Below are 26,373 nucleotides of genomic sequence, written 5' to 3'. Positions count from 1 at the left end.
TTTTCTTAACATTATCCTCGCGCTTTCCCTGCGCCAGCTCTGCCCGAAGCTCTCGGCGCGTAAGCAGCGCGAACTGCTGGGGGGATTCAGGTGATGGCGAAGCCGCAGAAGCGAACTGCGGGTTGACCGTTAAAGTAAAAATCCCAGCCACTGAGGGCTGGGACTTTCTTTTAATTATTAATATAGTTAGTTATTATTTTATTTATTTCATGTCGAAGTTGATCTTCATTAAATTCGTACTCTTCACGATCATTATCTGGGTTATACATATCAGTGATGCAAAATACGCTGGATAATAATTCGCTTAAGTTATCATCATCTTGCACAAGTAAATTAGTATCACGTTCTATCTTCCACTTAGTCATATAAGAGTCTGCAAAGACATCAGCAGTTATATCCATAGAGATAAAACTATCAATGTAGTTCTTAAGTAATTGGCTCATCTTAACGTCCCGTTATTCATGAAGTTTTCATACTGTTTTGTTTGGGGAGCAAGTTTCCACCCGCTTACAAAATTACCTGTTTTATCAACCACGACTACGTTATTAGTTTTCGGATTAAAGAACACTTTCGATCCTGGAACTAACAAGTATGTTCCGTGTTCATAAGTTTTTGTATTATCTAAGTGTAACTTGATAGCTGTTTGATATTCAATGATGGTATCACCGTTTTTCTTCGTAGTTACCACGCCGAAATCAGAGGCATGTTTAAACTTCTTATCTAACTGTTTGGCACTAAAAGCGACACTATCAGAGACAATAACGGTTTCAATATTTGGAATTTTCTTACCCGGAATAAGGATGCCAGCCTTGCGGGCTTTGTCACCACTCAGGGAGTTATTCTCAACTAAAGAGCTGCTTAATTCCCCTCGTGTTAGTGGGTTACGGGCCGTTTTAGCGAAAAGGACCGCCGCAGCTGCAATCATTGAACCTGACGTTTTTTCGTTCAGTATCTGGTCATATCCCTTAACCGCATCGCCCCCCAGCTGCTCTGCGGTTTTCCTGAATCCTGCGACATTTCCATTATACACACCACCGGCGGCCAGCAGTCGCCCGGCTGCTTTGCTGTTGAGCATTTTCCCCGGTGGGGATTGCTGGCCGGAGTCACCGATATAATGCTTTTTCAGGGTGGGGGCGGGTTTTGTGCCGTGATGACGTTTCAGACATTCTTCATAGGCTCTCCTGACTGCCTGCTCGAACGGTGAGTCGCGGAGATCCCTGGAACCGCCATAAACCAGATTGCTGTCTGCATCGAAATAAAATGGATGGTGAAAAGGATCCCAGCGTTCTGAAGTATCAATGCCGATAATCCGACCCCTTTCGAGGCTCTGCTCAGTGGCATCATAAATGGGATATACCCGTCATACTTCAAGTTGCAGGTGCGTTGGCTGCACTCAGTCACCCGAATCACTTACTCGAGTAAGTGATTCGGGATTCCTTCCCTTGCCGCCTTCCTGCAACTCGAATTATTTTGGGTATAGTAGCGACTATTGCCTGAGTACTTATTGGATGGGTTAAAGCGATCGTTATTGGCGGATTTTCGTTGCGGGAGATCGCCTGATACGTCTTGCCTCGCATAGCGCCGATAATCCATTTCATAATAAATCCGGGCATTGTCGAATGCTACACGGGGCGTCTGAACGAACTGAAAATCCCGTGGAGAAAGTCGCCTTCCGGCATCCTGTGCCTGATATAAACAGAACATGCATCCTCGCTTGTTTATCCATAAACAATGCAGGAATGTTCATCTATTTTGTGTACGAAAAGCAATCGCCTTTTATCCATAACGTTGCTATCTAATCATAAACAAAATTCACTACCGCACTTGTCCTGACGATCCCACAGGAGAGTGCGCTTCGGTTATAGATGTAGTACCAGGCATTCATCGGAATCGACAGTTTCTGATCTAATGGCTGATAGACTGGTAAGAAAACAGCGGGGTGGCAGTGCCCTGAGCGGTGGGTCAAAGGCTAAAAGCGTGAAGTTAGTTCCTGTGTCGGCAAACAATTTACTGTAGGCCAGACGGTAGCTCTGGCCACTATTTAAGGATTTTGCAATGTAATTTTACGATGTGGAATCGGATTTATTATACTCATCGCCGACAAGTTTTTGTTCAGCCTTTGATATTGCATCTCGAACCCATTCGACGTCCAGGACCTTTATCGTTGGAGAGAACTCAATTTTGAGCTTATCCTTCCCCTCTTCTTGTTGGACAAGAGCAATATATTCATCATCGCAATATATCTCAGCAATCAGATGCTCGTAGTCAACATCACTGGCAATAATGATTTTCAATCTACTGTTGTTTTCCATGATCATGGCTCCAAAAAACCTCTAAAACTTCCGTTTGAATCGAAGCGGCTTCCCTTCCCATCGGCTGATATAATATCAAAGCCACCAAAGCGATTACCTTCTTTTACAGTTGTACTAGGTGATTTTATGATTGAGTCTAGTATTTTCTTTCCCTGCTCATTCATTTTAGCGGGAGCGCCCCGGGCTACAGGAAATGCGCTATCTGGACGACTTCCGTGCTTCTGAAGCGCTCTACCTGCTACCGTCAGGTTACCCGACTTAACTGATGGATCAATTCGGCTTCCTGATTGAGATAATGCTTCAATAGAGAACTCTTTCCCATTGACCAAATATGCGAGTTTAGACGAGTAATTTTCTGTTTTAACAGCTTTTTCAGTTTTTACTGTTCCTTTTAAAGAATTTAATCTCGCTTTACCCAAGCCCCCTGCAATCGAAGCAACAGCAATCGCAGCGCCTTTGGTCGTCTCGTTCAGTACCTGGTCATATCCCTTAACCGCATCGCCCCCCAGCTGCTCTGCCGTTTTCCTGAATCCTGCGACATTTCCATTATACACACCACCGGCGGCCAGCAGTCGCCCGGCTGCTTTGCTGTTGAGCATTTTCCCCGGTGGGGATTGCTGGCCGGAGTCACCGATATAATGCTTTTTCAGGGTGGGAGCGGGTTTTTTGCCGTGATGACGTTTCAGACACTGTTCATAGGCTCTCCTGACTGCCTGCTCGAACGGTGAGTCGCGGAGATCCCTGGAACCGCCATAAACCAGATTGCTCTCTGCATCGAAATAGAATGGATGGTAAAAAGCATCCCAGCGTTCTGAAGTATCAATGCCGATAATACGACCCCTATTGAGGTCGCACTCTGTGGCATTATAAATAGGATCGTAGCCACTTATGCCTGAGTATTTGTCGGAAGGGTTAAAGCGATCGTTATTGGCGGATTTTCGTTGCGGGAGATAGCCTGATACGTCTTGCCTCGCATAGCGCCGATAATCCATTTCATAATAAATCCGGGCATTGTCGAATGCTACACGGGGCGTCTGAACGAACTGAAAATCCCGTGGAGAAAGCCGCCTTCCGGCATCCTGCGTCTGATATAAACAGAACATACATCCTCGCGTGTTTATCCATAAACAACACAGGGATATTTATCTATTTAGTGTACGAAAAGCAATCGCCTTTTATCCATTAGTCATAGACAAAATTCACCACGGCCGTGGTTCTGACGGAACCGCTGGAGAGCATCTGCTTGTTGTAGACGTAGTACCACGCATTCATCGGTAGCGATAGTTGCGAAGGTAATGCCTGGCTGGCGGTGTATGAGAACAGCGTGGTGGCATTTCCCTGCGTGGTTTCCGACGAACTAAAGGTGAGCGGGATATTATCGCTGGCTTTTGCCACCCGGATACCCACCCCTTTTGCACCGCCGGTGACGGGGGAGGTCAGCGTGGTACTATCGGATGCAAGAAGGTTATTGCTGCTCATAAATGCCCGAAGATTACGCCCGGCGATACCATTTTTCATGCCGTCACAGCTGAAATTAAGGGTAAACGCCTTTTTCCCATTCATTGCCCCGCTGGCGAGTGAGGCGATATCGATATTGTTTAGCACCACGGTTTTATTATCATCATCGAAGCTGCAGGTGGTCACGCGCTTCACGAACCTTATCTGCAGGGCTTTGTAGTAAATATCATAATTATGTTTTGGCCAACTCCAGTGGAAAATAAAATAGGCGAAGTCGCTGAGCATCCGGGCAATATTCTGCAGGAAAGTCAGCCCGGTACTGTCCTGAGCAAGTACAATCGGATTGATAGTGGCGATGTCACCATTAATGACCATCACGTTTTTGGTGGGAATATTGGCCAACAGCTTCAGGTTAACGGTAAAGGTGGAATCAATAGCTGAACCGTTGTTGGTACCCACTTTGGGATGAAACTCTTGCGGTGTGGGCTGCGTGACATTGACGCTGACATAAGCATCGCCGGGAAATTTTAAGTAGAGCGTGTTCTGGGAGTAGGGCGTTGAGTTATCAACCGTGTTCTTGCCACCAATAATCCCCCATGCCGGCATGCTACAGCTAAAAGTACCCGGATAAGCCGTTGTGGATGAAAACGATGCCCTGCCCGAGAGGTTTAACGCGCTGGTAGCATCGTAATACAAAAAGGGAGCATCCACGGGGGCATTCTGTATACAGTTAGCTCCTGCCCAGGAGGGTAAGAACAGTATCAAACTCAGGGTAACCACCTTGCCCGCTCTCTTGATACATCGGATGTGCGGTAGCATTTTCATTATTCTCTTCCCTGATTAGTGACAGTGATTCACATCACTGCCCAGATTGGTTTTCGGCTGGGTAATGCTGCATGTACTGTTGTCTTCCCCGGAAAAATGAACGATTACCCTGTCGGGTAGTTTTTCACTGTGGACAAACACCACGCTGCCCTGCCCGACATAACCAATTTCATTATTTTTGCTATCAGTGACCAGAGCCCCAAAGGGTAGGGGGGCGCTGTTACGATCTACCGCATGGAAAATGAAGCTTTTGCGCTGATCTGTTTCAAATTTCACATAGCTGATGGACCCGGCGTAAGGCACAACATCTTTACGGTTGCCCAGCAGCTGCACGTTATCACCGAGATTGGTGGTATCCAGCGTCATCGCATTCTTACGATAAGGTGACATGTAGGGAACCAGTGCTTTCCCCTGACGGTTAGTGATGATGGTCGCATCGCTATTAACCGCTGCATTGGCCACACCAGGAGCATCAATAATGGCAAAGGTGCTACCAACTTGATTGGCAAACAGCACGCCGCCCTGGTATGCCACCAGACTTCCCGTCATCCCCAGCCCTTCCTGGCTAAAGTTCGACGACTGGCTCCATGAGGCATTCATGGTAGTGGCCGAGGCACGATAGCCGACATTGGCATTGGTTGTGGTATTGCCGCCCCGACTGTTAGCCACGTCAACGTTATAGTTCCACTGGTTGGCCTTGCCTGCGGTTCCACTCAACCCGATATCACTGTTGCTATAGTGATTCTGTGTGAAGGATGAGTTAGTCGACAGATAGATAGGGGAGTCGAATACGCTGAAGGGGACGGAGAAACCAAGGTAGTAACGCATCTCTTCACGGTTATCATTATTTCGGGTACGGCTGGCAGAAACGTTGAAGGTGACGTTAGAGAGGGTATTCGAATAGCCTACTTGATACTCCTTGTTGCTGTTTGCCTCTCCCCAATAGTTCCTTAATGTACCAGATAGGAACAGCGATCCTGCCGAGCCACCGAGGTTCTGATTCACATTGAAGTTAAAGCTGTTTTTCTGATTAATGGTACCGCTATTGGCAATCGTGTTTTTCCCGCCGTTACTTTCCCTCTGCGCCGAATCTTCCATAGTCAAAAAGCCGCTGGTTGAGTAACGGTAAGCTGCCAGCGCAAAGTTGGTTCCGGTATCGGTGAAAAATTTGCTATAAGCAAGCCGATAACTCTGCCCGCTGCTGCTATCCACGTGTCTGTATGAAGCCTGACGTGCCTGAGTAACATCAAAGGACAATGCCCCTACAGGCAGGTTCAGCCCGGTCCCTACCAGTACTGAACCGTAGTGGCTGCTCCAGATCCCTCCTGCATAGGCAGTAAAGAGATTTGTCATCCCCCTGCGCCAGGTCCCCTGTATAAAGTCGGGGTGAACGCTGATCTGAGGTATCCGCACCTGGCCCATCGCCAGGTTATAGACGTTAACGCCGGGTTTCAGCATGCCGGGAACGGAGGAATAAGGTACGGTAAAGCGTTGAATGCGCCCATCGGCCTCGTCAACTTCAACGTTAAGATCGCCCCCGGAGCCGGTTGGTAAAATATCATTAATCGCAAAGGGTCCCGGGGAGACGTTTTGCTGATAAATCGTCACGCCATTCTGAATGATTTTAACCAGGGCGTTGGTCTGCGCCACGCCGTGAACGATGGGGGCGAATCCCTGCATCGCGTCAGGAAACATCCGGATATCTGTCCCCATGCTCACGCCACGAAAGCGATAAGAGTCAAAGAGGTCAGAAGGGGTATAGCTGTCGCCGATACGTAACTGGGAGTTGATGGTGCTGATATTTCGTTGCAAATAGCGGGTGTTATTTTGCCAGTCAGACTTACCCGTTCGTGAATAGTTATAGGAGCTGTTATCACGCAGCTGCCAGTTGAGCAGATTCAGTCCGGTATTTAATGAAATATAACCATTATCTTCATTCTGATGATTGTTAGAGGCCGAATGATAGTAGTTTGCCTGATAGGAGAGTGTCAGGCCTGGGATGCCTTCACTCCAGAATTTAGGATCGATATACCCCTGCCATTTTGTGTCCATCTCCTGCTGTGGAACACTCAAATCCAGTCTCATCTGACTGGCATCAAAACTGCTTTTTATTCCCGTTGAAAGAGCATAAACGTTAAGGAATTCATTCTTTACATTTTTCGGGTTATCAATAACTTTTCTTAATCCCATTCGAGTGAATTCCTTAACGTTTATACGGATGTCTGTTAGGCTGCTAACTACTTTTGCATCATACTTCCCCTTCCAGTCGCCATTGACGTAAATGTCAATGTCATAGTTGCCTGACGGTAAATCACTGTTTGTATAAAATCGTGACAAATCAGCATGGCTGGATTTCCCTGCCAAAAAATCAGTGTTAAACGTGAGTGCATAAGAGATGTGTTGCTTTAACAGGAGGGAGCACATTAACATCAAGTGTAATGTGACCCGGTTTATTTTAAATTTAGGCATTTTTACTGAATTTTTTTCCGCGATTCAATGCTGGCGCCATAATCATTGATATAGACGATGGAGACGGAGTTTTCGCTGGAAATAGGTGCGTTTGCTTTCAGTGATTTCTGAGAAAAGGGTTCCATCATCAGACCTTTTTTTAATATATTTCCTCCCTGGTTAACTCGTACGCCTGATAATGTTAAGTAATAGGGGCTGGCATTATGAAGCGTGATGCTATCCTTCTCATGAGTAAATGTCAGTTTATCTATTATGTTTTTAGGCTTTACTTTCAGTCCGGTGGGCCGGAAAAAAAGCTTAATACGGGACCGTATTGCCAGTTGCATTACGCTTTTTCCCTTAAGGTTCTCAGGGACGGGGGGAATATCCAGTATATTAAGATAAAAAACCGACTCGCGATCGACTGGCAAATTCCCACCCATATAGCGCACCTTTAGCTGTTGCCCGCTATGCGCGGACACCTTTACCACCGGTGGCATTAACAGAAACGGTACTTTTGCTGTCTCAGGGGTTGAGTCAGGATCGCCATTATCAATCCATGCCTGTACCAGTGAGGGGTCAGAACCGTTATTGAGCAATTGAACTGAGATCTCTTTCCTGTCGGAAGGGTAGATCTCACGCGTCGCACTGATAATGACATTCGCGTGACACAAAAAAGGTAATAATGCAGTTAACAGTAAAATTATTCTCATGAAACAATCGCTCAATAATAGGACTTATTGAAAATTAAAGATAAGTGACGCTATACGTTACCATCGTTCTGACCGTGCCGGCCTCCGCAGGCTGAGTTCCTACTTTGTAATATTTAGCATAGAAGTTCAGCGTTTCTGGTGATGATGATGTGCCTCCCAGTTTGGTATCCAGTATCTGATTAAGTGGGATAGGCTGCGTTTCCGTATTTTGTAAAACAATAGCGACACCCACATTTCGAGGATTACCCTGAGGATCATTTTCCTGGTTGATCAGGTATTTCCCATCATTAGATATGGTGTTAGGTGATGAGAACTGCATTTGAAGATTGGGCGTCGTTGGTGTTTCCCCATTGCCCGTATTCACTATATTTGCTGATGAACAGTTGGAGAAGTCCAGTGAAAATGCTTTCTTACCAACATCAATTAACCCTTCTGACGTTCCTGCCTGTTCGGTACTTATCGGATTGAGCACGACGGAAAGGTCGGCAGAATTATTACCATTGATAGTACAGGTTGCATCTGTCACTGCACCTGTAAAATTAATGGTTCCGCCTGAAACGCTGGTTTCGGAATAGCACATTGAACTGAATATTAACGTGGGTAGTACAGTGCCAATAATGACCTTTTTCATTTTTCCCTCTGTAAGTTTTCTATTGATAAATAATCGGGTTTTTTAATTGCACAGGCCGTCCATCCTCGATTTTTCTCGTGGCTGTCGGTTGGCGATAGTTAATGCAGGGGGCGTTTATAGCAGGTGTTTAACGATAATTACTTCCTTGTGCCTGATGAGATTTCGCGAATTCTAGTGGTTTTTACTAGTTATAAATTCACAAAAAAAGCGAAATAAAATGAGTCCTGTTTTTTCTTAAATATGATGAGCCTGTGATTTTTAATCTATAGTGTGTGATTGTTCTGTTTTATTTTTCATTCTATTTCCGTTGTCATCATTAGCAAAATGTCTGTTTGCCTCTTTGCCAATATTCCTGAATTCAGTGTATTCTTGTGAAAACACGCTTACCCCCACCGGCCGTACTGATGTTGCCGGGTATGAATGGCGAGAACATGATGAATACATTACGCATAGGTTTGATTTCCGTTTCGGATCGCGCCGCAAATGGCATCTATCAGGATCAGGGATTACCGGCCCTTGAGGCGTGGCTGTCTGAGGCGTTAACTACGCCATTTGAAATTGAAAAACGTCTGGTGCCTGATGAGCAGCCGATGATTGAGCAGGCGATCTGTGAACTGGTCGATGAGTTGTTCTGCCATTTGGTGCTTACCACCGGGGGAACCGGCCCGGCCCGGCGCGATGTCACACCGGATGCGACGCTGGCGATTGCTGACCGGGAAATGCCGGGGTTTGGTGAACAGATGCGACAGATTAGCCTTAACTTTGTACCCACCGCGATCCTTTCACGCCAGACGGCAGTAATCCGTAAACAGTCGCTGGTGATCAACCTGCCGGGACAACCTAAGTCGATTCAGGAGACGCTGGAAGGTCTGAAAGACAGCGAGGGTAATACGCAGGTACATGGCATCTTTGCCAGTGTCCCGTACTGTATTCAGCTGCTGGAGGGGCCCTACATGGAGACTGATCCGAAGGTCGTAGCAGCATTTCGTCCTAAAAGCGCACGGCGCGAAACAAACAACTAAAAAATCGTTTTTTCAGGCATAAGATCCAGCGTCCACTGCTGTGGCAGAAAATTGACGGTATAGTCATCTCAGCTTTACAAACGTTAACTATACGGCTTTCTTCTGACTCTGGATTTTCGTGAATAATTATGTCCCATGATCATGCGCGTCACCTCAACCGGCACGACTACAAGACGTTAACTCTGGCTGCGCTGGGTGGCGCACTCGAATTTTACGACTTTATTATCTTCATTTTTTTCGCCAGCGTGATCGGCGACCTGTTTTTCCCTTTAGGTCTCCCTGACTGGTTGCGTCAGTTTCAGGCCTATGCGATTTTTGCTGCCGGTTATCTTGCCCGCCCGCTGGGCGGCCTGATTATGGCGCACTTCGGGGATAGCCAGGGACGCAAGAAAATGTTCAGCCTGAGCATCTTGATGATGGCATTGCCCACGCTGGCGATGGGGTTGCTGCCCACCTACGCCTCCATCGGTATTGCTGCGCCGATACTCCTGCTACTGCTGCGTGTGTTGCAGGGGGCTGCCATTGGCGGTGAAGTACCGGGTGCCTGGGTGTTTGTCGCCGAACACGTGCCGGAGAAACGGATTGGTTTTGCCTGCGGAACGCTGACCGCCGGCCTGACCTTCGGTATTCTGTTGGGGTCGCTGGTGGCAACATTGATTACCACCACCATGAGTGCGCAGGCCGTCGCTGAAACCGGCTGGCGTATTCCCTTCCTGCTGGGCGGCGGCTTTGGCCTGCTGGCGATGTACCTGCGCCGCTGGCTGCATGAAACGCCGGTCTTTCTCCAGATGAAGCAGCGTAAAACGCTTTCAGCCGAGCTGCCGTTGATCACGGTGTTATTCCGTCATAGCCATGGCGTGGTGGTGTCGATGCTGCTGACCTGGCTATTGTCGGCCTGTATTGTCGTGGTCTTGCTGATGGCACCCGCATTACTGCAAAAGTTACATGGCCTGCCCGCCGCGTTGACGCTTCAGGCGAACAGCCTGGCAACGGTGATGCTGATTTTTGGCTGTATTATTGCCGGGGCCTTGGTGGACCGTATCGGTGCTGCCACTACCCTGATAGTGGGAAGCCTGTTAATGGCCGCTTCCAGTTGGGCGTTTTTCCATGTGGCTGCGCAGTCGCCGGAATATCTCTTTATTGCCTATGCGGTCGCCGGGTTGTGTGTCGGTGTGGTGGGCGTGGTGCCGTTCGTGATGGTGAGTGCGTTCCCGGCAAAAGTGCGTTTTACCGGTATCTCCTTTTCTTATAATTTCGCCTACGCCTTTTTCGGCGGACTGACGCCGATGGCGCTGACGCTGATGCTGAAGCTGTCACCAATGTCACCTGCTTACTATGTGCTGGCACTGGCGGGGATAGGCGTTCTGGTCGGCTGCTGGCTGCGAGGTGAAGCCGGGCAACAGGCGCTATTAAAGCAGATCAGCGCACAATAACGCGCAATCATAGCGTTTTACGGGTCAGCTCAGGCTGGCCCGTTGTCTTTTTAGGGCAAAGTGAAAATTTTTTTCTCTCTCCCCCTTGATGCCGCGTTGCCCGGCCCCATCTTAGTTGGCATCCGAAGCTACGGACCTGGAAAAAAAAGCGTAGGGCGAGCAGTTGAAACTGTAAAAAATGCCCGCATTAATGGTTCATAAGCTGATTTGAATTGAATTTAAGTGGGAGATGTTTAAATGGGTAAGATTATTGGTATTGACCTGGGCACAACGAACTCTTGTGTAGCTATCATGGATGGCGGCAAAGCGCGTGTACTGGAGAATGCAGAAGGCGATCGTACAACACCTTCGATTATTGCTTACACCCAGGATGGTGAAACGCTGGTAGGTCAGCCTGCTAAACGTCAGGCCGTGACTAACCCGCAGAATACTCTGTTTGCGATTAAGCGCCTGATTGGCCGTCGCTTCCAGGATGAAGAAGTGCAGCGTGACCTGAAAATCATGCCATTCAAAATCGTGGGTTCTGAAAACGGTGATGCATGGCTGGACGTGAAAGGCCAGCGCGTGGCTCCGCCACAGATCTCAGCAGAAGTGCTGAAAAAAATGAAGAAAACGGCTGAAGACTATCTGGGTGAACCAGTGACTGAAGCGGTTATCACTGTACCGGCATACTTCAACGATGCACAGCGTCAGGCAACTAAAGATGCCGGTCGTATCGCTGGTCTGGAAGTAAAACGTATCATCAACGAACCAACCGCAGCGGCTCTGGCCTACGGTCTGGATAAAGGTCAGGGTAACCGCACTATCGCGGTATATGACCTGGGTGGTGGTACTTTCGATATCTCTATCATCGAAATCGATGAAGTTGATGGCGAAAAAACCTTCGAAGTTCTGGCAACCAACGGTGATACCCACCTGGGTGGTGAAGACTTCGACAGCCGTATGATCAACTACCTGGTGGCTGAGTTTAAGAAAGATCAGGGCATCGATCTGCACAACGATCCACTGGCGATGCAGCGTCTGAAAGAAGCGGCAGAAAAAGCGAAGATCGAGCTGTCTTCTGCCCAGCAAACTGACGTAAACCTGCCGTACATCACTGCTGATGCGACAGGTCCTAAACACCTGAACATCAAAGTGACCCGTGCGAAGCTGGAATCACTGGTAGAAGATCTGGTTGCTCGTTCTATCGAGCCGTTGAAAGTGGCTCTGCAAGATGCAGGTCTGTCCGTCTCTGAGATCAACGATGTGATCCTCGTTGGTGGCCAGACACGTATGCCAATGGTTCAGGCGAAAGTGACCGAGTTCTTCGGTAAAGAGCCACGTAAAGACGTGAACCCGGACGAAGCTGTTGCTGTTGGTGCAGCGGTTCAGGGTGGCGTATTGGCGGGTGAAGTAAAAGACGTTCTGCTGCTGGACGTTACCCCGCTGTCGCTGGGTATCGAAACCATGGGCGGTGTGATGACGTCGCTGATCACTAAGAACACCACTATCCCAACCAAGCACAGCCAGGTGTTCTCAACCGCTGAAGACAACCAGTCTGCCGTGACCATCCATGTTGTGCAGGGTGAGCGTAAACGTGCAGCGGATAACAAATCTCTGGGTCAGTTCAACCTGGACGGTATCCAGAGCGCACCACGTGGTATGCCTCAGATCGAAGTGACTTTCGACATCGATGCCGATGGTATCCTGCATGTGTCAGCGAAAGACAAGAACAGCGGTAAAGAGCAGAAAATCACCATCAAGGCCTCTTCCGGTCTGAACGACGAAGAGATCGAAAAAATGGTGCGTGATGCGGAAGCAAATGCTGAATCTGACCGTAAGTTCGAAGAACTGGTTCAGGTACGCAACCAGGGCGATCAGCTGTCACACAGCACACGTAAGCAGCTGGACGAAGCGGGCGACAAACTGCCAGCGGATGACAAAGCGCCTATCGAAGCCGCATTGACCGAACTGAACGCGGCGCTGAAAGGCGAAGATAAAGCGGATATCGAAGCCAAGATCCAGGCTCTGATGGAAGTGTCCAGCAAGCTGATGGAGTTCGCTCAACAGCAGCAGGCCGCTGGCGGCGCAGCAGATGCGACCGATGGTGCGAAGAAAGACGATGATGTTGTCGACGCTGAATTTGAAGAAGTGAAAGACAACAAAAAATAATCGCCCTTGAGCGGGCAAGGTGGCGCGTCATGCGCCATTGATTACCAGCACGGGCGTCGGAGAAATCCTACGCCCGTGCATGCATGTTAAGGGCAGGATCAATAACAATGGCGAAGAGAGACTATTACGAGGTTTTAGGCGTTTCCAAATCAGCGGAAGAGCGTGAAATCAAAAAGGCTTATAAACGCCTGGCAATGAAGTTTCACCCCGATCGTAACCAGGGTGAAGGTGCCGAAGAACAATTTAAAGAGGTCAAAGAAGCCTACGAAATTCTGACCGATGCGCAGAAACGTGCGGCTTACGATCAGTACGGCCATGCAGCCTTTGAACAGGGCGGTATGGGCGGTGGCGGTCATGGCGGCTTCGGCGGCGGTGGCGGTGCTGACTTCAGTGATATCTTTGGCGACGTATTCGGCGATATCTTTGGCGGAGGCCGCCGTCAACAGCGTGCTGCACGCGGCGCAGATTTACGCTACAACATGGAGCTGTCGCTGGAAGAAGCGGTACGCGGCGTGACCAAAGAGATCCGCATTCCAACGCTGGAAGAGTGTGATGTTTGCCACGGTAGTGGCGCGAAAGTCGGTACCAAACCGCAAACCTGTTCAACCTGTCACGGTGCTGGCCAGGTACAGATGCGTCAGGGCTTCTTCACCGTACAGCAAGCTTGTCCGACCTGTCATGGTCGTGGCTCGGTGATTAAAGATCCGTGTAACGCCTGCCGCGGTCATGGCCGGGTTGAGCGTTCGAAAACCCTGTCGGTGAAAATTCCGGCGGGTGTGGATACCGGTGACCGCATTCGTCTGACCGGCGAAGGGGAGGCGGGTGAGCACGGCGCGCCATCAGGCGATTTGTATGTTCAGGTTCAGGTGCGTAAGCACAATATCTTTGAGCGTGAAGAGAACAATCTGTACTGCGAAGTCCCGATCAACTTTGTGATGGCTGCGCTGGGTGGAGAGATTGAAGTACCGACGCTGGACGGCCGCGTGAAGTTGAAAGTGCCTGCGGAAACGCAGACGGGCAAACTGTTCCGTATGCGCGGTAAGGGTGTGAAATCAGTACGTGGTGGTGCGCAGGGTGACCTGTTATGCCGCGTGGTGGTGGAAACGCCAGTCAGCCTGAGTGAGAAGCAGAAATCGCTGTTACGCGAACTGGAAGAGAGCTTCGGCGGCCCATCCGGTGAGAAGAACAGCCCGCGTTCTAAAAGCTTCTTCGATGGCGTGAAGAAGTTCTTTGACGATCTGACCCGTTAATCGCAACGGCTCCCTGGTCATTCAGGGAGCCGAAACATCAATAAATCCCCTGTATTTTTCCATTTTTCAGCTCTTTTATCTCTCTTTCAGGAAAATTTTTGGTGGAATCTCTTTGAAAGTATCAATGTTGTTTCTTAATATTGCATTGAGTATCTGATTGTTATTAGATGTCGCTTCAATTTATCTAATGGAATTGGGTTCATGAAAAAGATTCTGGCAATTGCCGCCTTCGCTGTTCTGCTTTCTGGTTGTGCTCAACAAACTTTCCAACTGAAACATAATCAGGTTGCTGCGCCTAAGCAGGTGACCACTCACCACTTCTTCGTGTCGGGTATCGGCCAGAAAAAAACACTGGATGCTGCGGCAATTTGTGGTGGTGAGGATAAAGTCGATCGCGTTGAAGTTCAGCAGACTTTCGTCAACGGCCTGCTGGCTGTAGTGACTTTCGGTATTTATACCCCACGTGAAGCACGCGTTTACTGCGCACTGTAAGTTGTTATCAATGTGCCAAGAAAGCCGCTTCGTGCGGCTTTTTTTACGTCCTTAGCCTGCCTGATATTCGCATTTTCCTGCTCCTTATTTTTCATTTCATCTCAATAACTCGTCAATATCGAGGTGTCGTGAGGGCATAAACTGTTTTTTTCCAGCGGTTTAAACACGTATGCTATCGGTCATCTGAAGCTTATTTACTGAGATTAACAGCGGAGTCTGTCATGAACCTCTTTTTCAAAAAACTCTTAAAAAACGATGCCACGGGCGGTGTGGTGCTGATTATCGCCGCTGCCGTCGCTATGTTCCTCGCCAATAATGCCAGTACTCAGCAGGCTTATCAGGCCGTTCTGGCAATGCCGGTGCAGTTCCGTTTCGGTGCCCTGGATATCAATAAAGATCTGCTGTTATGGATCAATGATGCATTAATGGCACTGTTTTTCCTGATGATTGGCCTGGAAGTGAAACGCGAACTGATGATGGGGTCGCTGAAGGGCCGGGAGCGCGCGATGTTCCCGTTGATTGCCGCCTTAGGCGGTATGTTGGCCCCGGGACTGATCTATGCGGCTCTGAATCATAATGACGCGCTGGCGATCCACGGCTGGGCGATACCTGCTGCCACCGATATTGCTTTTGCGCTGGGTATTCTGGCGCTACTGGGTAGCCGCGTGCCACCGGCGTTGAAAATGTTCCTGATGGCATTGGCCGTCATCGATGATTTGGGTGCCATTGTCATTATCGCTTTCTTCTACACCAGCGATCTGTCATTGGTCTCACTGGGGGTTGCTGCAGCGTCTATCGTTGCTCTGGCCCTGTTGAACCTGTGTGGTGTGCGTAAAACCTCAGTCTATCTGCTGGTCGGAATGGTGCTGTGGGTGGCAGTGCTGAAGTCGGGCGTGCATGCCACGTTGGCGGGGGTGATTGTCGGTCTGTTTATTCCGCTGAAAAAACAGGATGGACACTCGCCGTCGATTGAACTGGCGCATGGTCTGCACCCCTGGGTGAGCTGGCTTATCCTGCCGCTGTTTGCCTTTGCCAATGCCGGTGTTTCCCTGACGGGTGTCTCAGTTGAAGGATTGTTCTCGATGGTACCGCTGGGGATTATTCTGGGTCTGCTGGTGGGTAAACCGTTGGGGATCACGCTGATTTGCTGGCTGTCGGTGAAGCTGAAGATTGCCGTGTTGCCGGAAAACACCAAGATGGTGGATATTGCCGCTGTGGGTGTGCTGTGTGGCATCGGCTTTACCATGTCTATCTTTATCGCTTCACTGGCATTTGACGCCGCGCATGAGGAGATGGTCACGCTGGCCAAGCTGGGGATTCTCACCGGATCTGTACTGTCTGCTGTGGTGGGATATAGTCTTCTGCGGGTTAAATTGCCTGCACAATCATCGCATTAATGACGTAGTGATTGATGGAAAGGTAGGGGCGGCCTTTTTCAGGTCGCACCTGCTTGCGGGGTGTACCCTCAAAAAAAAGACATAAAAAAACCGCCGGAGCGGTTTCTTTATCAAAGCTCGATTAACACGCTGACATTAAGCCAGTTTGCTGATCTGTGCAGCCAGATTTGCTTTATGACGTGCAGCTTTGTTTTTGTGGATCAGGCCTTTAGCTGCCTGACGGTCCACAATTGGTTGCATGTCATTAAATGCATTCTGCGCAGCTGCTTTATCGCCAGTAGCGATAGCCGCGTAAACTTTCTTGATGAAAGTACGCAACATTGAGCGACGGCTAGCGTTGTGCTTGCGACGGTTCTCAGATGTTACGGCGCGTTTCTTAGCTGATTTGATATTAGCCAAGGTCCAACTCCCAAATAGTTCTATGAGGACAATTCAAAGGCCGAGGAATATGCCCTTTTCGCCTTCGGTTGTCAATGGATTTGTGCAAATAAGCGCCGGTCAAACAGTGGCACTTGATTACGTTTCGATGGCGCAAGATTCTACCAGCTTCATCCAGGCGAATACAGCTTATTCACAAGAAAAATATCATACCACGCTGGATCAGCACCCTACAGAGCGAAATGGGGAGAAGAAAGCATGAAAGCCCGAATTCGTGGGTTAACCTTCACGGCTGTACAAGGTATAATCCGCCGATTTCCACAAATTTGAGCCAGCCATGAAGTTTATCCGCGGCATACATAACCTTAGAGAGCAGCATCGCGGCTGCGTACTGACTATCGGGAATTTCGATGGCGTACATCGCGGTCATCAGGCGCTGCTGGCGCAACTGTGCAAAGAAGGGCGTCAGCGCAATTTGCCAGTGATGGTCATGCTGTTTGAACCTCAGCCGCTGGAACTGTTTGCGGCGGAAAAAGCCCCTGCGCGGCTGACACGCCTGCGGGAGAAAGTGCGTTACCTCGAACAGGCCGGCGTCGATGCCGTGCTGTGCGTGCGTTTTGATCGCCGTTTTGCGGCCAGGACGGCACAGAGTTTTGTCGCCGATCTTCTGGTCGATAAGCTGGGCGTTGAGTTCCTGGCTGTTGGGGATGATTTCCGCTTTGGCGCTGGTCGCCAGGGCGATTTCCTGTTATTACAGAATGCGGGTGTCGAATATGGCTTTGATGTCATCAGTACCCAGACATTCTGCGATGACGGAAAACGCATCAGCAGCACGGCGATTCGCCAGGCGCTGGCAGAAGATAACCTGTCGATGGCCAATGCCCTGCTGGGGCGTCCTTTCAGCATTTCTGGCCGTGTAGTGCATGGCGATGCGCTGGGCCGCACCATTGGTTTCCCTACGGCTAACCTGCCGCTGCGGCGCACCGTCTCCCCGGTCAAAGGGGTGTATGCCGTGGAGGTTTTGGGGCTGGGTTCACATCCGTTAGCCGGTGTGGCAAATATCGGCACCCGACCTACCGTTGCAGGGCTGCGTCAGCAGCTGGAAGTACATCTGCTGGATGTCTCTATCGACCTTTACGGGCGCCATATTGAAGTGGTACTGCGTGATAAAATACGTAACGAGCAGCGCTTTGCCTCGCTCGACGCACTGAAAGAACAAATTGCAAACGATGTGGTGACTGCCCGAACTTTTTTTGGGCTGAAGACATCGGTTTAAGTTTACATAGAACCGACATACGGAACCGAGAATCTGATGAGTGACTATAAATCTACCCTGAATTTGCCGGAAACGGGGTTCCCGATGCGTGGCGATCTGGCCAAACGCGAACCGGGCATGCTGCAACGTTGGTATGATGACAAGCTGTACGGCATCATTCGCGAAGCCAAGAAAGGGAAAAAAACCTTTATTCTGCATGATGGCCCTCCCTACGCGAACGGCAGCATTCATATTGGTCACTCCGTTAACAAGATTCTGAAAGACATTATCGTTAAGTCGAAAGGCATGGCGGGCTATGATTCGCCGTACGTTCCAGGCTGGGACTGTCACGGTCTGCCTATCGAGCATAAAGTTGAGCAGATGATCGGTAAGCCGGGCGAGAAAGTCAGCGCATCCGAATTCCGTGCTGCCTGCCGTAAATATGCCGCCGAGCAGGTGGAAGGGCAGAAAGCCGACTTTATCCGCCTCGGAGTGCTGGGTGACTGGGATCGTCCGTATCTGACGATGAACTTCCAAACCGAAGCCAACATCATCCGTGCCCTGGGTAAGATCATCGGCAACGGTCACCTGCACAAGGGCGCAAAGCCGGTGCACTGGTGCCTGGACTGCCGCTCTGCGCTGGCTGAAGCGGAAGTGGAGTATTACGACAAAACCTCCCCGTCTATCGATGTGATGTTCAATGCCGTCGATAAAGACGCGGTGCAGGCGAAATTTGGCGCAGGCCACGTTGATGGCCCGATTGCCCTGGTGATCTGGACTACCACGCCGTGGACGATGCCGGCTAACCGCGCCATCTCTCTGCATCCTGAATTTGACTACCAGCTAGTGCAGATTGAGGGCCGTGCCCTGATCCTCGCTAAAGACATGGTCGAGAGTGTGATGAAGCGTGTTGGCGTGGCTGCATGGACCGTGCTGGGTGAAGCGAAAGGCGCTGACCTCGAACTGATGGGCTTCCAGCATCCTTTCCTCAGCCACACCTCTCCGGTGGTGCTGGGTGAGCACGTGACGCTGGAAGCCGGTACCGGTGCCGTTCACACTGCGCCTGGCCACGGCCCGGACGACTATGTGATTGGCCAGAAGTACGGTATTGAAGTCGCTAACCCGGTCGGCCCGGACGGCAGCTTCCTGCCAGGCACATACCCGACGCTGGACGGCGTTAACGTATTTAAAGCCAACGATATGATCGTTGAGTTGCTGCGCGAGAAGGGCGCTCTGCTGCATGTTGAGAAACTGCATCACAGCTACCCACACTGCTGGCGTCACAAAACGCCGATCATCTTCCGTGCAACTCCGCAGTGGTTTATCAGCATGGATCAGAAAGGCCTTCGTGCGCAGTCGCTAAAAGAGATCAAAGGCGTGCAGTGGATCCCGGACTGGGGCCAGGCGCGTATTGAGTCGATGGTGGCTAACCGCCCTGACTGGTGTATCTCCCGTCAGCGTACCTGGGGCGTGCCGATGGCGCTGTTCGTCCACAAAGACACTGAGCAGCTGCACCCGGATTCTCTGGAACTGATGGAGAAGGTAGCGAAGCGGGTTGAGCAGGACGGTATCCAGGCATGGTGGGATCTCGATGCCCACGATCTGATGGGTGCTGATGCTGACAACTACGTTAAAGTGCCGGATACCCTGGACGTATGGTTCGATTCAGGATCGACCAGTTACTCGGTGGTTGATGCGCGCCCTGAGTTTGGCGGTAACGAACCTGATTTATATCTGGAAGGTTCGGATCAGCACCGTGGCTGGTTTATGTCCTCGCTGATGATCTCCACTGCGATGAAAGGCAAAGCGCCATACCGCCAGGTACTGACGCACGGCTTCACCGTCGATGGTCAGGGCCGCAAGATGTCCAAATCCTTGGGCAACACCGTCAGCCCACAGGACGTGATGAACAAGTTGGGTGCCGATATCCTGCGTCTGTGGGTGGCATCGACCGATTACTCCGGTGAAATTGCTGTCTCTGACGAAATCCTTAAGCGTTCTGCCGACAGCTATCGTCGCATCCGTAACACCGCGCGTTTCCTGCTGGCGAACCTCGCCGGTTTCAACCCGGAAACCGATCTGGTGAAACCGGAAGAGATGGTCATCGTTGACCGTTGGGCTGTGGGCCGCGCACTGGCCGCACAGAATGATATCGTCGCTTCTTACGAAGCCTACGATTTCCATGAAGTGGTACAGCGTCTGATGCAGTTCTGCTCGGTTGAGATGGGTTCATTCTATCTGGATATCATCAAAGATCGTCAGTACACCGCGAAGTCAGATGGCCTGGCGCGTCGTAGCTGCCAGACCGCGCTGTGGTACATCGTGGAAGCGCTGGTGCGTTGGATGGCACCAATCATGTCCTTTACCGCCGATGAAATCTGGGGCTATCTGCCGGGCAAACGCAGCCAGTACGTGTTTACCGAGGAGTGGTTCGACGGGTTGTTCAGCCTGGAAGACAACCAGCCAATGAATGACAGCTACTGGGCTGAACTGCTGAAAGTACGCGGTGAAGTCAATAAGGTGATCGAGCAGGCGCGTGCTGATAAGCGTATCGGTGGTTCTCTGGAAGCCAGCGTAACGCTGTACGCTGATGCTGACCTGGCAACCAAGCTGACAAGCCTGGGTGAGGAACTGCGCTTTGTGCTGCTGACCTCAGGGGCTAAGGTCGCTGACTATGCACAGGCAACCGACGATGCGCAGCAGAGTGATGTGGTGAAAGGTCTGAAAATTGCTCTGCAGAAAGCAGAAGGTGAGAAATGCCCACGCTGCTGGCATTACACTAGCGATATCGGCCAGAACGCCGAACACGCTGATGTCTGCGGTCGTTGTGTCTCTAACGTCGCGGGCAGCGGCGAACAGCGTAAGTTTGCATGATGAGCAGACCTGTTCTCTCAACCGGATTGCGCTGGCTGTGGCTGGTGCTGGTGGTGATTGTCATTGATTTCGGCAGCAAGCAGTGGATTATGAATAATCTGATGCTGCACGAATCGATGCCAGTGATGCCGTACTTTAACTTCTTTTATGCTCACAACTACGGCGCGGCGTTCAGCTTCCTCGCCGATAAAGGTGGCTGGCAGCGCTGGTTCTTTGCCGGTATTGCCATTGCCATTGTTGTGGTGCTGCTGGTGATGATGTACCGCACCAGCGCGAGCAATAAACTGAATAACATCGCCTATGCGCTGATTGTGGGTGGCGCAGTGGGCAACCTGTTTGACCGGTCATATCATGGCTTTGTGGTGGACTTCATCGATTTCTATGTCGGTGACTGGCACTTTGCCACGTTTAATATTGCCGACTGCGGTATCTGTATTGGTGCCGCGCTGATCGTGCTGGAAGGGTTCCTGAGCCCGAACGGCAAACAGGCTAAGAATAAAGGGTAAGGCATGACCGATTCTGTACAGCGTGACAGCGAAGTGCTGGTGCATTTCACCTTAAAACTGGCGGATGGTTCCACAGCGGAATCCACGCGCAGTCACGGTAAACCGGCGTTGTTTTGCCTCGGCGATGGTAGCCTGTCAGAAGGGCTGGAAAGTCATCTTCTCGGACTAAAAACGGGTGAAGCGTGTGCTTTTTCGCTGGACGCAGACGATGCGTTCGGCGGTATCAGCCCGGACCTGATCCAGTATTTTTCGCGCCGTGACTTTGTGCAGGCAGGAGAACCGGAAATTGGTGCCATCATGCTGTTCAGCGGCATGGATGGTAACGAGATGCCTGGTGTGATCCGTGAAATCTCTGGTGATTCGATCACCGTTGATTTCAATCACCCACTGGCCGGGCAGACCATTCACTTTGACGTAGAAGTGCTGGAGATTGATCCGGTACGGGAGACGAGCAATGCAGATCCTGTTGGCTAACCCGCGCGGTTTCTGCGCAGGCGTTGATCGCGCTATCAGCATTGTGGAGCGTGCGCTGGAGATGTATGGCGCACCTATCTACGTGCGGCATGAAGTGGTGCATAACCGTTATGTGGTCAACAGCCTGCGCGAGCGCGGGGCGATCTTTATTGAAGAGATTGCTGAAGTGCCGGATGGTTCTATCCTGATCTTCTCTGCACATGGCGTGTCTCAGGCCGTTCGTGCTGAAGCCAAAGCGCGCGAGCTGACCATGCTGTTTGATGCCACCTGTCCGCTGGTCACCAAGGTGCATATGGAAGTGGCGCGTGCCAGTCGAAAAGGAACGGAAGCGATCCTGATTGGTCATGCGGGCCACCCGGAAGTGGAAGGGACAATGGGCCAGTACAACAACCCGAAAGGGGGGATGTATCTGGTGGAAGCGCCAGCAGATGTGTGGAAACTTCAGGTTAAAGATGAAGACAATCTGTGCTTTATGACGCAAACCACGCTGTCCGTCGATGACACCTATGAAGTGATCGATGCGCTGCGTGCCCGTTTCCCCAAAATTGTTGGTCCGCGTAAAGACGACATCTGTTACGCCACCACTAACCGGCAGGAAGCGGTGCGTACGCTGGCCCGTGACGCTGATGTAGTGCTGGTGGTCGGTTCGAAAAACTCTTCGAACTCAAACCGTCTGGCAGAGCTTGCACAGCGTGCCGGCAAGCTGGCACGTCTGATCGACTCCGCTGATGATATTCAGGAAGAGTGGGTCAGAGGTGTGGGATGTGTTGGCGTCACCGCAGGTGCTTCGGCACCGGATATCCTGGTGCAACAGGTGATCGAACGGCTGAACTCACTGGGTGGCGTCGATGCCATCGAGCTGATTGGTCGCGAAGAGAACATTGTGTTTGAAGTACCGAAAGAGCTGCGCGTGGAAGTTCGTCAGGTCGAGTAGGGCGCATTTTCTCCTGTCTTGGGCGACCTTTTTTCCGGTCGCCTTATTCCCTTAAGTTGTGCAATTTCAGTTATTTCAATTACTTATCATCATATCCGCCCTCATTCGGATCGTACCATGTGTTGTGTTCATAAAAGAGGTTAACTGAGTTTTCATCGTTCAGAACCAAAGTCGCAATCCCACTTGAATATAACATCCATTTTCCAGGTAGCTGGTCGCCATATTTGATGTCGCCTTGTGCGTAGCAGGATGAGTAGCGGGTATCTATAGCGAAATGATTATCAACCGGATAGGCGTGATTAAAGAAGTTGATCACCTGCTCTGTGGTTGGTGTGAACTTTTTACAGGCCTTAATTTCACTGGGATTGGTGACTGCTTTCAGCGTCTGCCCACTACTGACGATGCTGACGGATGTGACCGGATTGGCGTAGCTGGAGCCGATAAGAAACAATGAGACCAGCAAGATGCCAGTATTTAAGCAAAAGGGTTTGATTACCATTTGGCTGAACTCGCTTCAGTGATATTTTTTCTGGCAATTTCAGGATGCCTGAAGATTTCACTCGTACTAATCTTCAACGTGCTTTTTAATTCTCTGACTAGCCACTCAAGTGATTCTGACTGGTGCTGATTTACGGCCTCAAAAATTCTACCATCAGGATATTCCTTTAAATCCTCTGTCTTGAAAGCCTCTCCAACAATCTCAATACCAATTGCATCCGTGTTTGCCGGAAAGCGGTCGGGCCAGGGTTTTTGCCTCTCCCTGTCTGATATTTCTTTGGTGCGCCAGGCGTTTTCCAGTTGAGTGGCTTTTTTGAGTTCAGCGGGTTCACATTTTTGCGTGATCAGGCAGCGCGATTTCATCCTGCCAACATGGTAAGTCATTTTGAACAGCGAGGCCGTCTGATAAATGGTGCCATCTTTATCAATGATAAAATGGGCCCCGTTGGCATTGGCGTGCTGGTAGCTGTTAAAGGTACTTTGTAACGTTGCGGCCCCGGTCTGATGAACGACAATGCCGTTAACATGGCCCATGTTACCGTGATGAAGGGAGTGAAAAATCTTTTTGGTAATCCTGACCGCATCGATATAGCCATTGGCATCGATATACAGCATGGTTCATCCTTGGTTTGATTAACAATCAGCTTTTGTAGGTTATATAGCCAGTTCTGCTTGAGCAAGGATGCCTGCCAATTTTCGTAGTTTATCCACTCAACGGCCATCCCATTTCCCTTCCCCAATCCTTACAAAATCTGTTTTACTGATAATCCTCACGCGCTGGCGTAAAATTCTTATTATCTGGTTTTAATTGTGGCGCAGACGTTAACCGCTGGTTAATCTGTATGCGGCTTGAATGAATAGAAATCTGTCAGGAATGAATAAATATGAGTAATACAGAAATCCGTATCGCCATTGTGGGAGCCGCAGGGCGTATGGGGCGTCAGCTAATTCAGGCAACGGTTCAGTCTGAAGGTGCGCGTTTGGGCGCCGCGCTGGTGCGTTCAGGTTCGTCGCTGACGGGCGCAGATGCCGGAGAGCTGGCTGGTTGTGGCGCACTGGGCATTAAAGTGACGGATAACCTTGATGCGGTGGTGAATGATTTCGATGTGTTGATCGATTTCACCCGCCCGGAAGGCACGCTGCATTATCTGGAATTTTGTCGTCAGCATAAAAAAGCGATGGTTATTGGTACCACCGGATTCGATGAGGACGGTAAAGCCGCCATCAAAGCCGCTTCTGCTGATATCGGCATCGTGTTTGCCGCCAACTTTAGTGTGGGCGTTAACCTGGTGCTGAAACTGCTGGAGAAAGCCGCCAAAGTGATGGGTGACTACGCGGATATCGAGATCATCGAAGCGCATCACCGTCATAAAGTTGATGCACCATCGGGTACCGCGCTGGCGATGGGGGAAGCGATTGCTGATGCGATGAACTGGAACCTGAATGAGCATGCGGTCTATAGCCGTGAAGGTTACACCGGTGAGCGTGAAGCACAGACCATCGGTTTTGCCACTGTACGTGCCGGAGATATCGTCGGTGAGCATACAGCGATGTTTGCAGATGTTGGCGAGCGGGTAGAGATAACCCACAAGGCTTCAAGCCGTATGACCTTCGCTAATGGCGCAGTTCGTGCAGCAATATGGTTGAAAGCGCATAAAACAGGGCTTCATGATATGCGCAGTGTCCTGAATCTTGATGATTTATAAGTGTTGTGTACCATCGTGATGTGGTTATTTCAATCATAACTTTTTGATTGGATGGGCAATAATTTTATTGCCCTTTTTATTTTGTATAAATAGCCATTTAAGTTATTTTTTTATAGGTTCCACTTATAAGTTGATCTTATCTCTGTTTTTCACCCTCCGTAAGCGCTATTTTTGACCATTTGGTCCACTTTTTTACTCCCCACCCCCTGAAATTATGCACAAGCGCTCAGGCAACCGATTTTATGACCAGGATGTGTCATGCTTTCAGGGTAAATCTTCCGGATTTACGCTCAGTTAGTTAAAAAACGCAGAAAAACATCCTCGCAGGGTAGACAATAGAGAGGGCGATCATTAGAATGCGCCCAATTTGCCAAAAACTGAGCAGTCAGGCAGTTTTTGCATTGATTTTGGGGTCATTCCTGAATTAATATGCATATATTGTGACTGTTTATTCCCTGGAGGATGTTTTGATTAAGTCAGCGCTATTGGTTCTGGAAGACGGAACCCAATTCCACGGTCGGGCCATCGGGGCAACCGGGTCGGCAGTGGGAGAAGTTGTTTTCAACACGTCAATGACCGGTTATCAAGAAATCCTCACTGATCCTTCCTATTCCCGCCAGATCGTCACTCTTACTTATCCCCATATCGGCAATGTCGGCACCAACTCCGCTGACGCAGAATCTTCTCAGGTACATGCATCGGGCCTGGTTATCCGTGATTTACCGCTGATTGCCAGCAACTACCGTAATGAAGAAGGCCTGTCTGATTACCTGACTCGCCACAACATTGTCGCTATTGCCGATATCGATACGCGTAAGCTGACCCGTCTGCTTCGCGAAAAAGGGGCACAGAATGGTTGTATCATCGCGGGCGATGCGCTGGATGCCGCTGTAGCACTGGAAAAAGCCAAAGCGTTCCCGGGCCTGAAAGGCATGGACCTGGCGAAAGAAGTGACCACTAAGGATGCGTATCAGTGGCTGCAGGGGAGCTGGACGCTGGAAGGTGAGCTGCCTGCGCCGAAGACTGATGCAGACCTGCCGTTCCATGTTGTCGCGTATGATTACGGCGTGAAGCGTAACATCTTGCGTATGCTGGTGGATCGCGGCTGCCGTCTGACCGTTGTTCCGGCGCAGACTTCCGCGGAAGACGTGCTGAAGCTGAATCCGGACGGGGTGTTCCTCTCTAACGGTCCTGGCGACCCGGAGCCGTGTGACTACGCGATTACGGCGATCAAACGCCTACTGGAAACCGACATTCCGGTGTTCGGTATCTGCCTCGGCCACCAGTTACTGGCGCTGGCCAGCGGTGCCAAGACCGTGAAGATGAAACTGGGCCACCACGGTGGTAACCACCCGGTGAAAGATCACGATAACAATACCGTGATGATTACCGCCCAGAACCACGGTTTTGCCGTTGACGACAGCCAGCTGCCTTTTAATCTGCGTGTGACCCATACTTCACTGTTTGACCATACGGTACAGGGTATTCACCGCACCGATAAAGCCGCTTTCAGCTTCCAGGGGCACCCGGAAGCCAGCCCAGGCCCGCACGATGCTGCGCCCTTGTTCGATCATTTTATCGAACTGATTAAAAAAGCTATTTAAGGTCGGGAGAGA

Annotated in this window: 24 protein-coding genes and 1 pseudogene; 13 read left to right on the top strand and 12 right to left on the bottom strand. The window is 50.3% G+C overall.

Going from position 1 to position 26,373, the window contains the following annotated elements; genetic code table 11:
• Nucleotides 1-170: 170 nt before the first annotated feature.
• The 9 genes and pseudogenes from HHI26_RS13635 to HHI26_RS13600 form a co-directional block, all read right to left on the bottom strand.
• On the bottom strand, nucleotides 171-443 hold the full coding sequence (locus HHI26_RS13635; RefSeq protein ID WP_133842366.1) for a colicin immunity domain-containing protein: 273 nt from the start codon (nucleotides 441-443) through the stop codon (nucleotides 171-173).
• Nucleotides 440-760: a colicin D domain-containing protein gene (locus tag HHI26_RS13630; protein WP_259152088.1), complete on the bottom strand. Its 321-nt coding sequence runs from the start codon at nucleotides 758-760 to the stop codon at nucleotides 440-442. Before HHI26_RS13630 ends, HHI26_RS13635 begins: the two co-directional genes overlap by 4 nt.
• An 87-nt stretch (nucleotides 761-847) precedes the next feature.
• A pseudogene (locus HHI26_RS25510) lies at nucleotides 848-1,072 on the bottom strand (HNH endonuclease); the annotation flags it as partial.
• 991 nt (nucleotides 1,073-2,063) lie between these two features.
• Nucleotides 2,064-2,312, bottom strand: a complete 249-nt coding sequence (locus HHI26_RS13625; RefSeq protein ID WP_133842365.1) for a hypothetical protein — start codon at nucleotides 2,310-2,312, stop codon at nucleotides 2,064-2,066.
• Between the two features lie 2 nt (nucleotides 2,313-2,314).
• Nucleotides 2,315-3,415 carry a hypothetical protein gene (locus tag HHI26_RS25505; RefSeq protein ID WP_241008281.1) on the bottom strand — a complete coding sequence of 367 codons (1,101 nt, stop codon included), beginning with the start codon at nucleotides 3,413-3,415 and terminating at the stop codon, nucleotides 2,315-2,317.
• Between the two features lie 79 nt (nucleotides 3,416-3,494).
• Nucleotides 3,495-4,481 carry a fimbrial protein gene (locus HHI26_RS25680; protein WP_159336871.1) on the bottom strand — a complete coding sequence of 329 codons (987 nt, stop codon included), beginning with the start codon at nucleotides 4,479-4,481 and terminating at the stop codon, nucleotides 3,495-3,497.
• A 129-nt stretch (nucleotides 4,482-4,610) separates the two neighbouring features.
• Nucleotides 4,611-7,019: a fimbria/pilus outer membrane usher protein gene (locus HHI26_RS13610; RefSeq protein ID WP_227535097.1), complete on the bottom strand. Its 2,409-nt coding sequence runs from the start codon at nucleotides 7,017-7,019 to the stop codon at nucleotides 4,611-4,613.
• A 47-nt stretch (nucleotides 7,020-7,066) separates the two neighbouring features.
• Nucleotides 7,067-7,756, bottom strand: coding sequence for a molecular chaperone (locus HHI26_RS13605; RefSeq protein WP_133842359.1), 690 nt, complete (start codon nucleotides 7,754-7,756; stop codon nucleotides 7,067-7,069).
• A gap of 34 nt (nucleotides 7,757-7,790) precedes the next feature.
• Nucleotides 7,791-8,387: a fimbrial protein gene (locus HHI26_RS13600; protein ID WP_133842358.1), complete on the bottom strand. Its 597-nt coding sequence runs from the start codon at nucleotides 8,385-8,387 to the stop codon at nucleotides 7,791-7,793.
• Nucleotides 8,388-8,821: 434 nt separating this feature from the next.
• On the opposite strand from HHI26_RS13600, the gene mog reads away from it, so the two are divergent.
• The 6 genes from mog (at nucleotide 8,822) to nhaA (ending at nucleotide 16,132) form a co-directional block, all read left to right on the top strand.
• Entirely contained in the window at nucleotides 8,822-9,409 is a 588-nt protein-coding gene (gene mog / locus HHI26_RS13595) for a molybdopterin adenylyltransferase (protein ID WP_133842723.1), read from the top strand.
• A gap of 128 nt (nucleotides 9,410-9,537) precedes the next feature.
• The gene (locus HHI26_RS13590) at nucleotides 9,538-10,842 is read left to right on the top strand and encodes an MFS transporter (protein WP_133842357.1); all 1,305 of its coding nucleotides are present in this window, start codon (nucleotides 9,538-9,540) and stop codon (nucleotides 10,840-10,842) included.
• Nucleotides 10,843-11,079: 237 nt separating this feature from the next.
• Entirely contained in the window at nucleotides 11,080-12,993 is a 1,914-nt protein-coding gene (gene dnaK, locus HHI26_RS13585) for a molecular chaperone DnaK (RefSeq protein ID WP_133842356.1), read from the top strand.
• Nucleotides 12,994-13,100: 107 nt separating this feature from the next.
• Nucleotides 13,101-14,243, top strand: coding sequence for a molecular chaperone DnaJ (gene dnaJ / locus HHI26_RS13580; RefSeq protein ID WP_133842355.1), 1,143 nt, complete (start codon nucleotides 13,101-13,103; stop codon nucleotides 14,241-14,243).
• Nucleotides 14,244-14,444: 201 nt separating this feature from the next.
• Nucleotides 14,445-14,735 carry a Bor family protein gene (locus HHI26_RS13575; protein WP_133842354.1) on the top strand — a complete coding sequence of 97 codons (291 nt, stop codon included), beginning with the start codon at nucleotides 14,445-14,447 and terminating at the stop codon, nucleotides 14,733-14,735.
• A gap of 221 nt (nucleotides 14,736-14,956) precedes the next feature.
• On the top strand, nucleotides 14,957-16,132 hold the full coding sequence (nhaA, locus tag HHI26_RS13570) for a Na+/H+ antiporter NhaA (protein ID WP_159336873.1): 1,176 nt from the start codon (nucleotides 14,957-14,959) through the stop codon (nucleotides 16,130-16,132).
• A 135-nt stretch (nucleotides 16,133-16,267) separates the two neighbouring features.
• On the opposite strand, the gene rpsT is transcribed toward nhaA, so the two are convergent.
• Nucleotides 16,268-16,531 (bottom strand): 30S ribosomal protein S20, encoded by a 264-nt coding sequence (gene rpsT, locus HHI26_RS13565; RefSeq protein ID WP_133842352.1) that lies wholly within the window; start codon nucleotides 16,529-16,531, stop codon nucleotides 16,268-16,270.
• A 316-nt stretch (nucleotides 16,532-16,847) separates the two neighbouring features.
• Between rpsT and ribF the strand changes: the two genes are divergently transcribed.
• The 5 genes from ribF to ispH are packed head-to-tail and all read left to right on the top strand — an operon-like array spanning nucleotide 16,848 to nucleotide 22,553.
• A complete protein-coding gene (gene ribF / locus HHI26_RS13555) occupies nucleotides 16,848-17,786 on the top strand; it encodes a bifunctional riboflavin kinase/FAD synthetase (RefSeq protein WP_133842351.1) in 939 nt (312 codons plus the stop codon).
• Nucleotides 17,787-17,822: 36 nt separating this feature from the next.
• Nucleotides 17,823-20,639 (top strand): isoleucine--tRNA ligase, encoded by a 2,817-nt coding sequence (ileS, locus tag HHI26_RS13550; protein WP_171149237.1) that lies wholly within the window; start codon nucleotides 17,823-17,825, stop codon nucleotides 20,637-20,639.
• Nucleotides 20,639-21,145, top strand: coding sequence for a signal peptidase II (lspA, locus tag HHI26_RS13545; RefSeq protein WP_171149331.1), 507 nt, complete (start codon nucleotides 20,639-20,641; stop codon nucleotides 21,143-21,145). The genes ileS and lspA overlap by 1 nt, the downstream gene beginning before the upstream one ends.
• 3 nt (nucleotides 21,146-21,148) lie before the next feature.
• Entirely contained in the window at nucleotides 21,149-21,619 is a 471-nt protein-coding gene (gene fkpB / locus HHI26_RS13540) for an FKBP-type peptidyl-prolyl cis-trans isomerase (RefSeq protein WP_159336875.1), read from the top strand.
• The gene (gene ispH, locus HHI26_RS13535; RefSeq protein ID WP_133842347.1) at nucleotides 21,600-22,553 is read left to right on the top strand and encodes a 4-hydroxy-3-methylbut-2-enyl diphosphate reductase; all 954 of its coding nucleotides are present in this window, start codon (nucleotides 21,600-21,602) and stop codon (nucleotides 22,551-22,553) included. The genes fkpB and ispH overlap by 20 nt, the downstream gene beginning before the upstream one ends.
• A gap of 79 nt (nucleotides 22,554-22,632) precedes the next feature.
• Here ispH and HHI26_RS13530 read toward each other — a convergent pair whose 3' ends face one another.
• Both HHI26_RS13530 and HHI26_RS13525 read right to left on the bottom strand, forming a co-directional pair.
• Complete coding sequence (locus tag HHI26_RS13530; protein WP_133842346.1) at nucleotides 22,633-23,052, bottom strand: hypothetical protein; 420 nt, start codon at nucleotides 23,050-23,052, stop codon at nucleotides 22,633-22,635.
• Nucleotides 23,046-23,666, bottom strand: coding sequence for a peptidoglycan recognition family protein (locus tag HHI26_RS13525; RefSeq protein WP_167863354.1), 621 nt, complete (start codon nucleotides 23,664-23,666; stop codon nucleotides 23,046-23,048). Before HHI26_RS13525 ends, HHI26_RS13530 begins: the two co-directional genes overlap by 7 nt.
• Nucleotides 23,667-23,935: 269 nt before the next feature.
• On the opposite strand from HHI26_RS13525, the gene dapB reads away from it, so the two are divergent.
• Nucleotides 23,936-24,757 (top strand): 4-hydroxy-tetrahydrodipicolinate reductase, encoded by an 822-nt coding sequence (gene dapB, locus HHI26_RS13520; protein WP_133842345.1) that lies wholly within the window; start codon nucleotides 23,936-23,938, stop codon nucleotides 24,755-24,757.
• Nucleotides 24,758-25,224: 467 nt separating this feature from the next.
• Nucleotides 25,225-26,361 carry a glutamine-hydrolyzing carbamoyl-phosphate synthase small subunit gene (gene carA, locus HHI26_RS13515; protein WP_171149236.1) on the top strand — a complete coding sequence of 379 codons (1,137 nt, stop codon included), beginning with the start codon at nucleotides 25,225-25,227 and terminating at the stop codon, nucleotides 26,359-26,361.
• The last annotated feature ends 12 nt before the right edge of the window (nucleotides 26,362-26,373 follow it).

The sequence above is a fragment of the Erwinia sp. JH02 genome, assembly GCF_013074405.1.
Lineage (GTDB): Bacteria > Pseudomonadota > Gammaproteobacteria > Enterobacterales > Enterobacteriaceae > Erwinia > Erwinia rhapontici.
The sequence above is the reverse complement of the archived record's forward strand: the minus strand, read 5'-3'. Positions and strand labels throughout refer to the sequence as shown.

Excerpts from the sequence above, each read along its gene's own strand:
- ribF (WP_133842351.1), top strand. The coding sequence starts at position 16,848 with ATGAAGTTTATCCGCGGCATACATAACCTTAGAGAGCAGCATCGCGGC.
- HHI26_RS13600 (WP_133842358.1), bottom strand. The coding sequence starts at position 8,387 with ATGAAAAAGGTCATTATTGGCACTGTACTACCCACGTTAATATTCAGT.
- HHI26_RS13625 (WP_133842365.1), bottom strand. The coding sequence starts at position 2,312 with ATGGAAAACAACAGTAGATTGAAAATCATTATTGCCAGTGATGTTGAC.
- fkpB (WP_159336875.1), top strand. The coding sequence starts at position 21,149 with ATGACCGATTCTGTACAGCGTGACAGCGAAGTGCTGGTGCATTTCACC.
- ispH (WP_133842347.1), top strand. The coding sequence starts at position 21,600 with ATGCAGATCCTGTTGGCTAACCCGCGCGGTTTCTGCGCAGGCGTTGAT.
- lspA (WP_171149331.1), top strand. The coding sequence starts at position 20,639 with ATGAGCAGACCTGTTCTCTCAACCGGATTGCGCTGGCTGTGGCTGGTG.
- HHI26_RS13635 (WP_133842366.1), bottom strand. The coding sequence starts at position 443 with ATGAGCCAATTACTTAAGAACTACATTGATAGTTTTATCTCTATGGAT.
- HHI26_RS25505 (WP_241008281.1), bottom strand. The coding sequence starts at position 3,415 with ATGTTCTGTTTATATCAGACGCAGGATGCCGGAAGGCGGCTTTCTCCA.
- ileS (WP_171149237.1), top strand. The coding sequence starts at position 17,823 with ATGAGTGACTATAAATCTACCCTGAATTTGCCGGAAACGGGGTTCCCG.
- dnaJ (WP_133842355.1), top strand. The coding sequence starts at position 13,101 with ATGGCGAAGAGAGACTATTACGAGGTTTTAGGCGTTTCCAAATCAGCG.
- HHI26_RS13530 (WP_133842346.1), bottom strand. The coding sequence starts at position 23,052 with ATGGTAATCAAACCCTTTTGCTTAAATACTGGCATCTTGCTGGTCTCA.
- HHI26_RS13605 (WP_133842359.1), bottom strand. The coding sequence starts at position 7,756 with ATGAGAATAATTTTACTGTTAACTGCATTATTACCTTTTTTGTGTCAC.
- HHI26_RS13575 (WP_133842354.1), top strand. The coding sequence starts at position 14,445 with ATGAAAAAGATTCTGGCAATTGCCGCCTTCGCTGTTCTGCTTTCTGGT.
- dapB (WP_133842345.1), top strand. The coding sequence starts at position 23,936 with ATGAGTAATACAGAAATCCGTATCGCCATTGTGGGAGCCGCAGGGCGT.
- HHI26_RS13590 (WP_133842357.1), top strand. The coding sequence starts at position 9,538 with ATGTCCCATGATCATGCGCGTCACCTCAACCGGCACGACTACAAGACG.
- nhaA (WP_159336873.1), top strand. The coding sequence starts at position 14,957 with ATGAACCTCTTTTTCAAAAAACTCTTAAAAAACGATGCCACGGGCGGT.
- mog (WP_133842723.1), top strand. The coding sequence starts at position 8,822 with ATGAATACATTACGCATAGGTTTGATTTCCGTTTCGGATCGCGCCGCA.
- dnaK (WP_133842356.1), top strand. The coding sequence starts at position 11,080 with ATGGGTAAGATTATTGGTATTGACCTGGGCACAACGAACTCTTGTGTA.
- HHI26_RS13610 (WP_227535097.1), bottom strand. The coding sequence starts at position 7,019 with ATGTGCTCCCTCCTGTTAAAGCAACACATCTCTTATGCACTCACGTTT.
- HHI26_RS13525 (WP_167863354.1), bottom strand. The coding sequence starts at position 23,666 with ATGCTGTATATCGATGCCAATGGCTATATCGATGCGGTCAGGATTACC.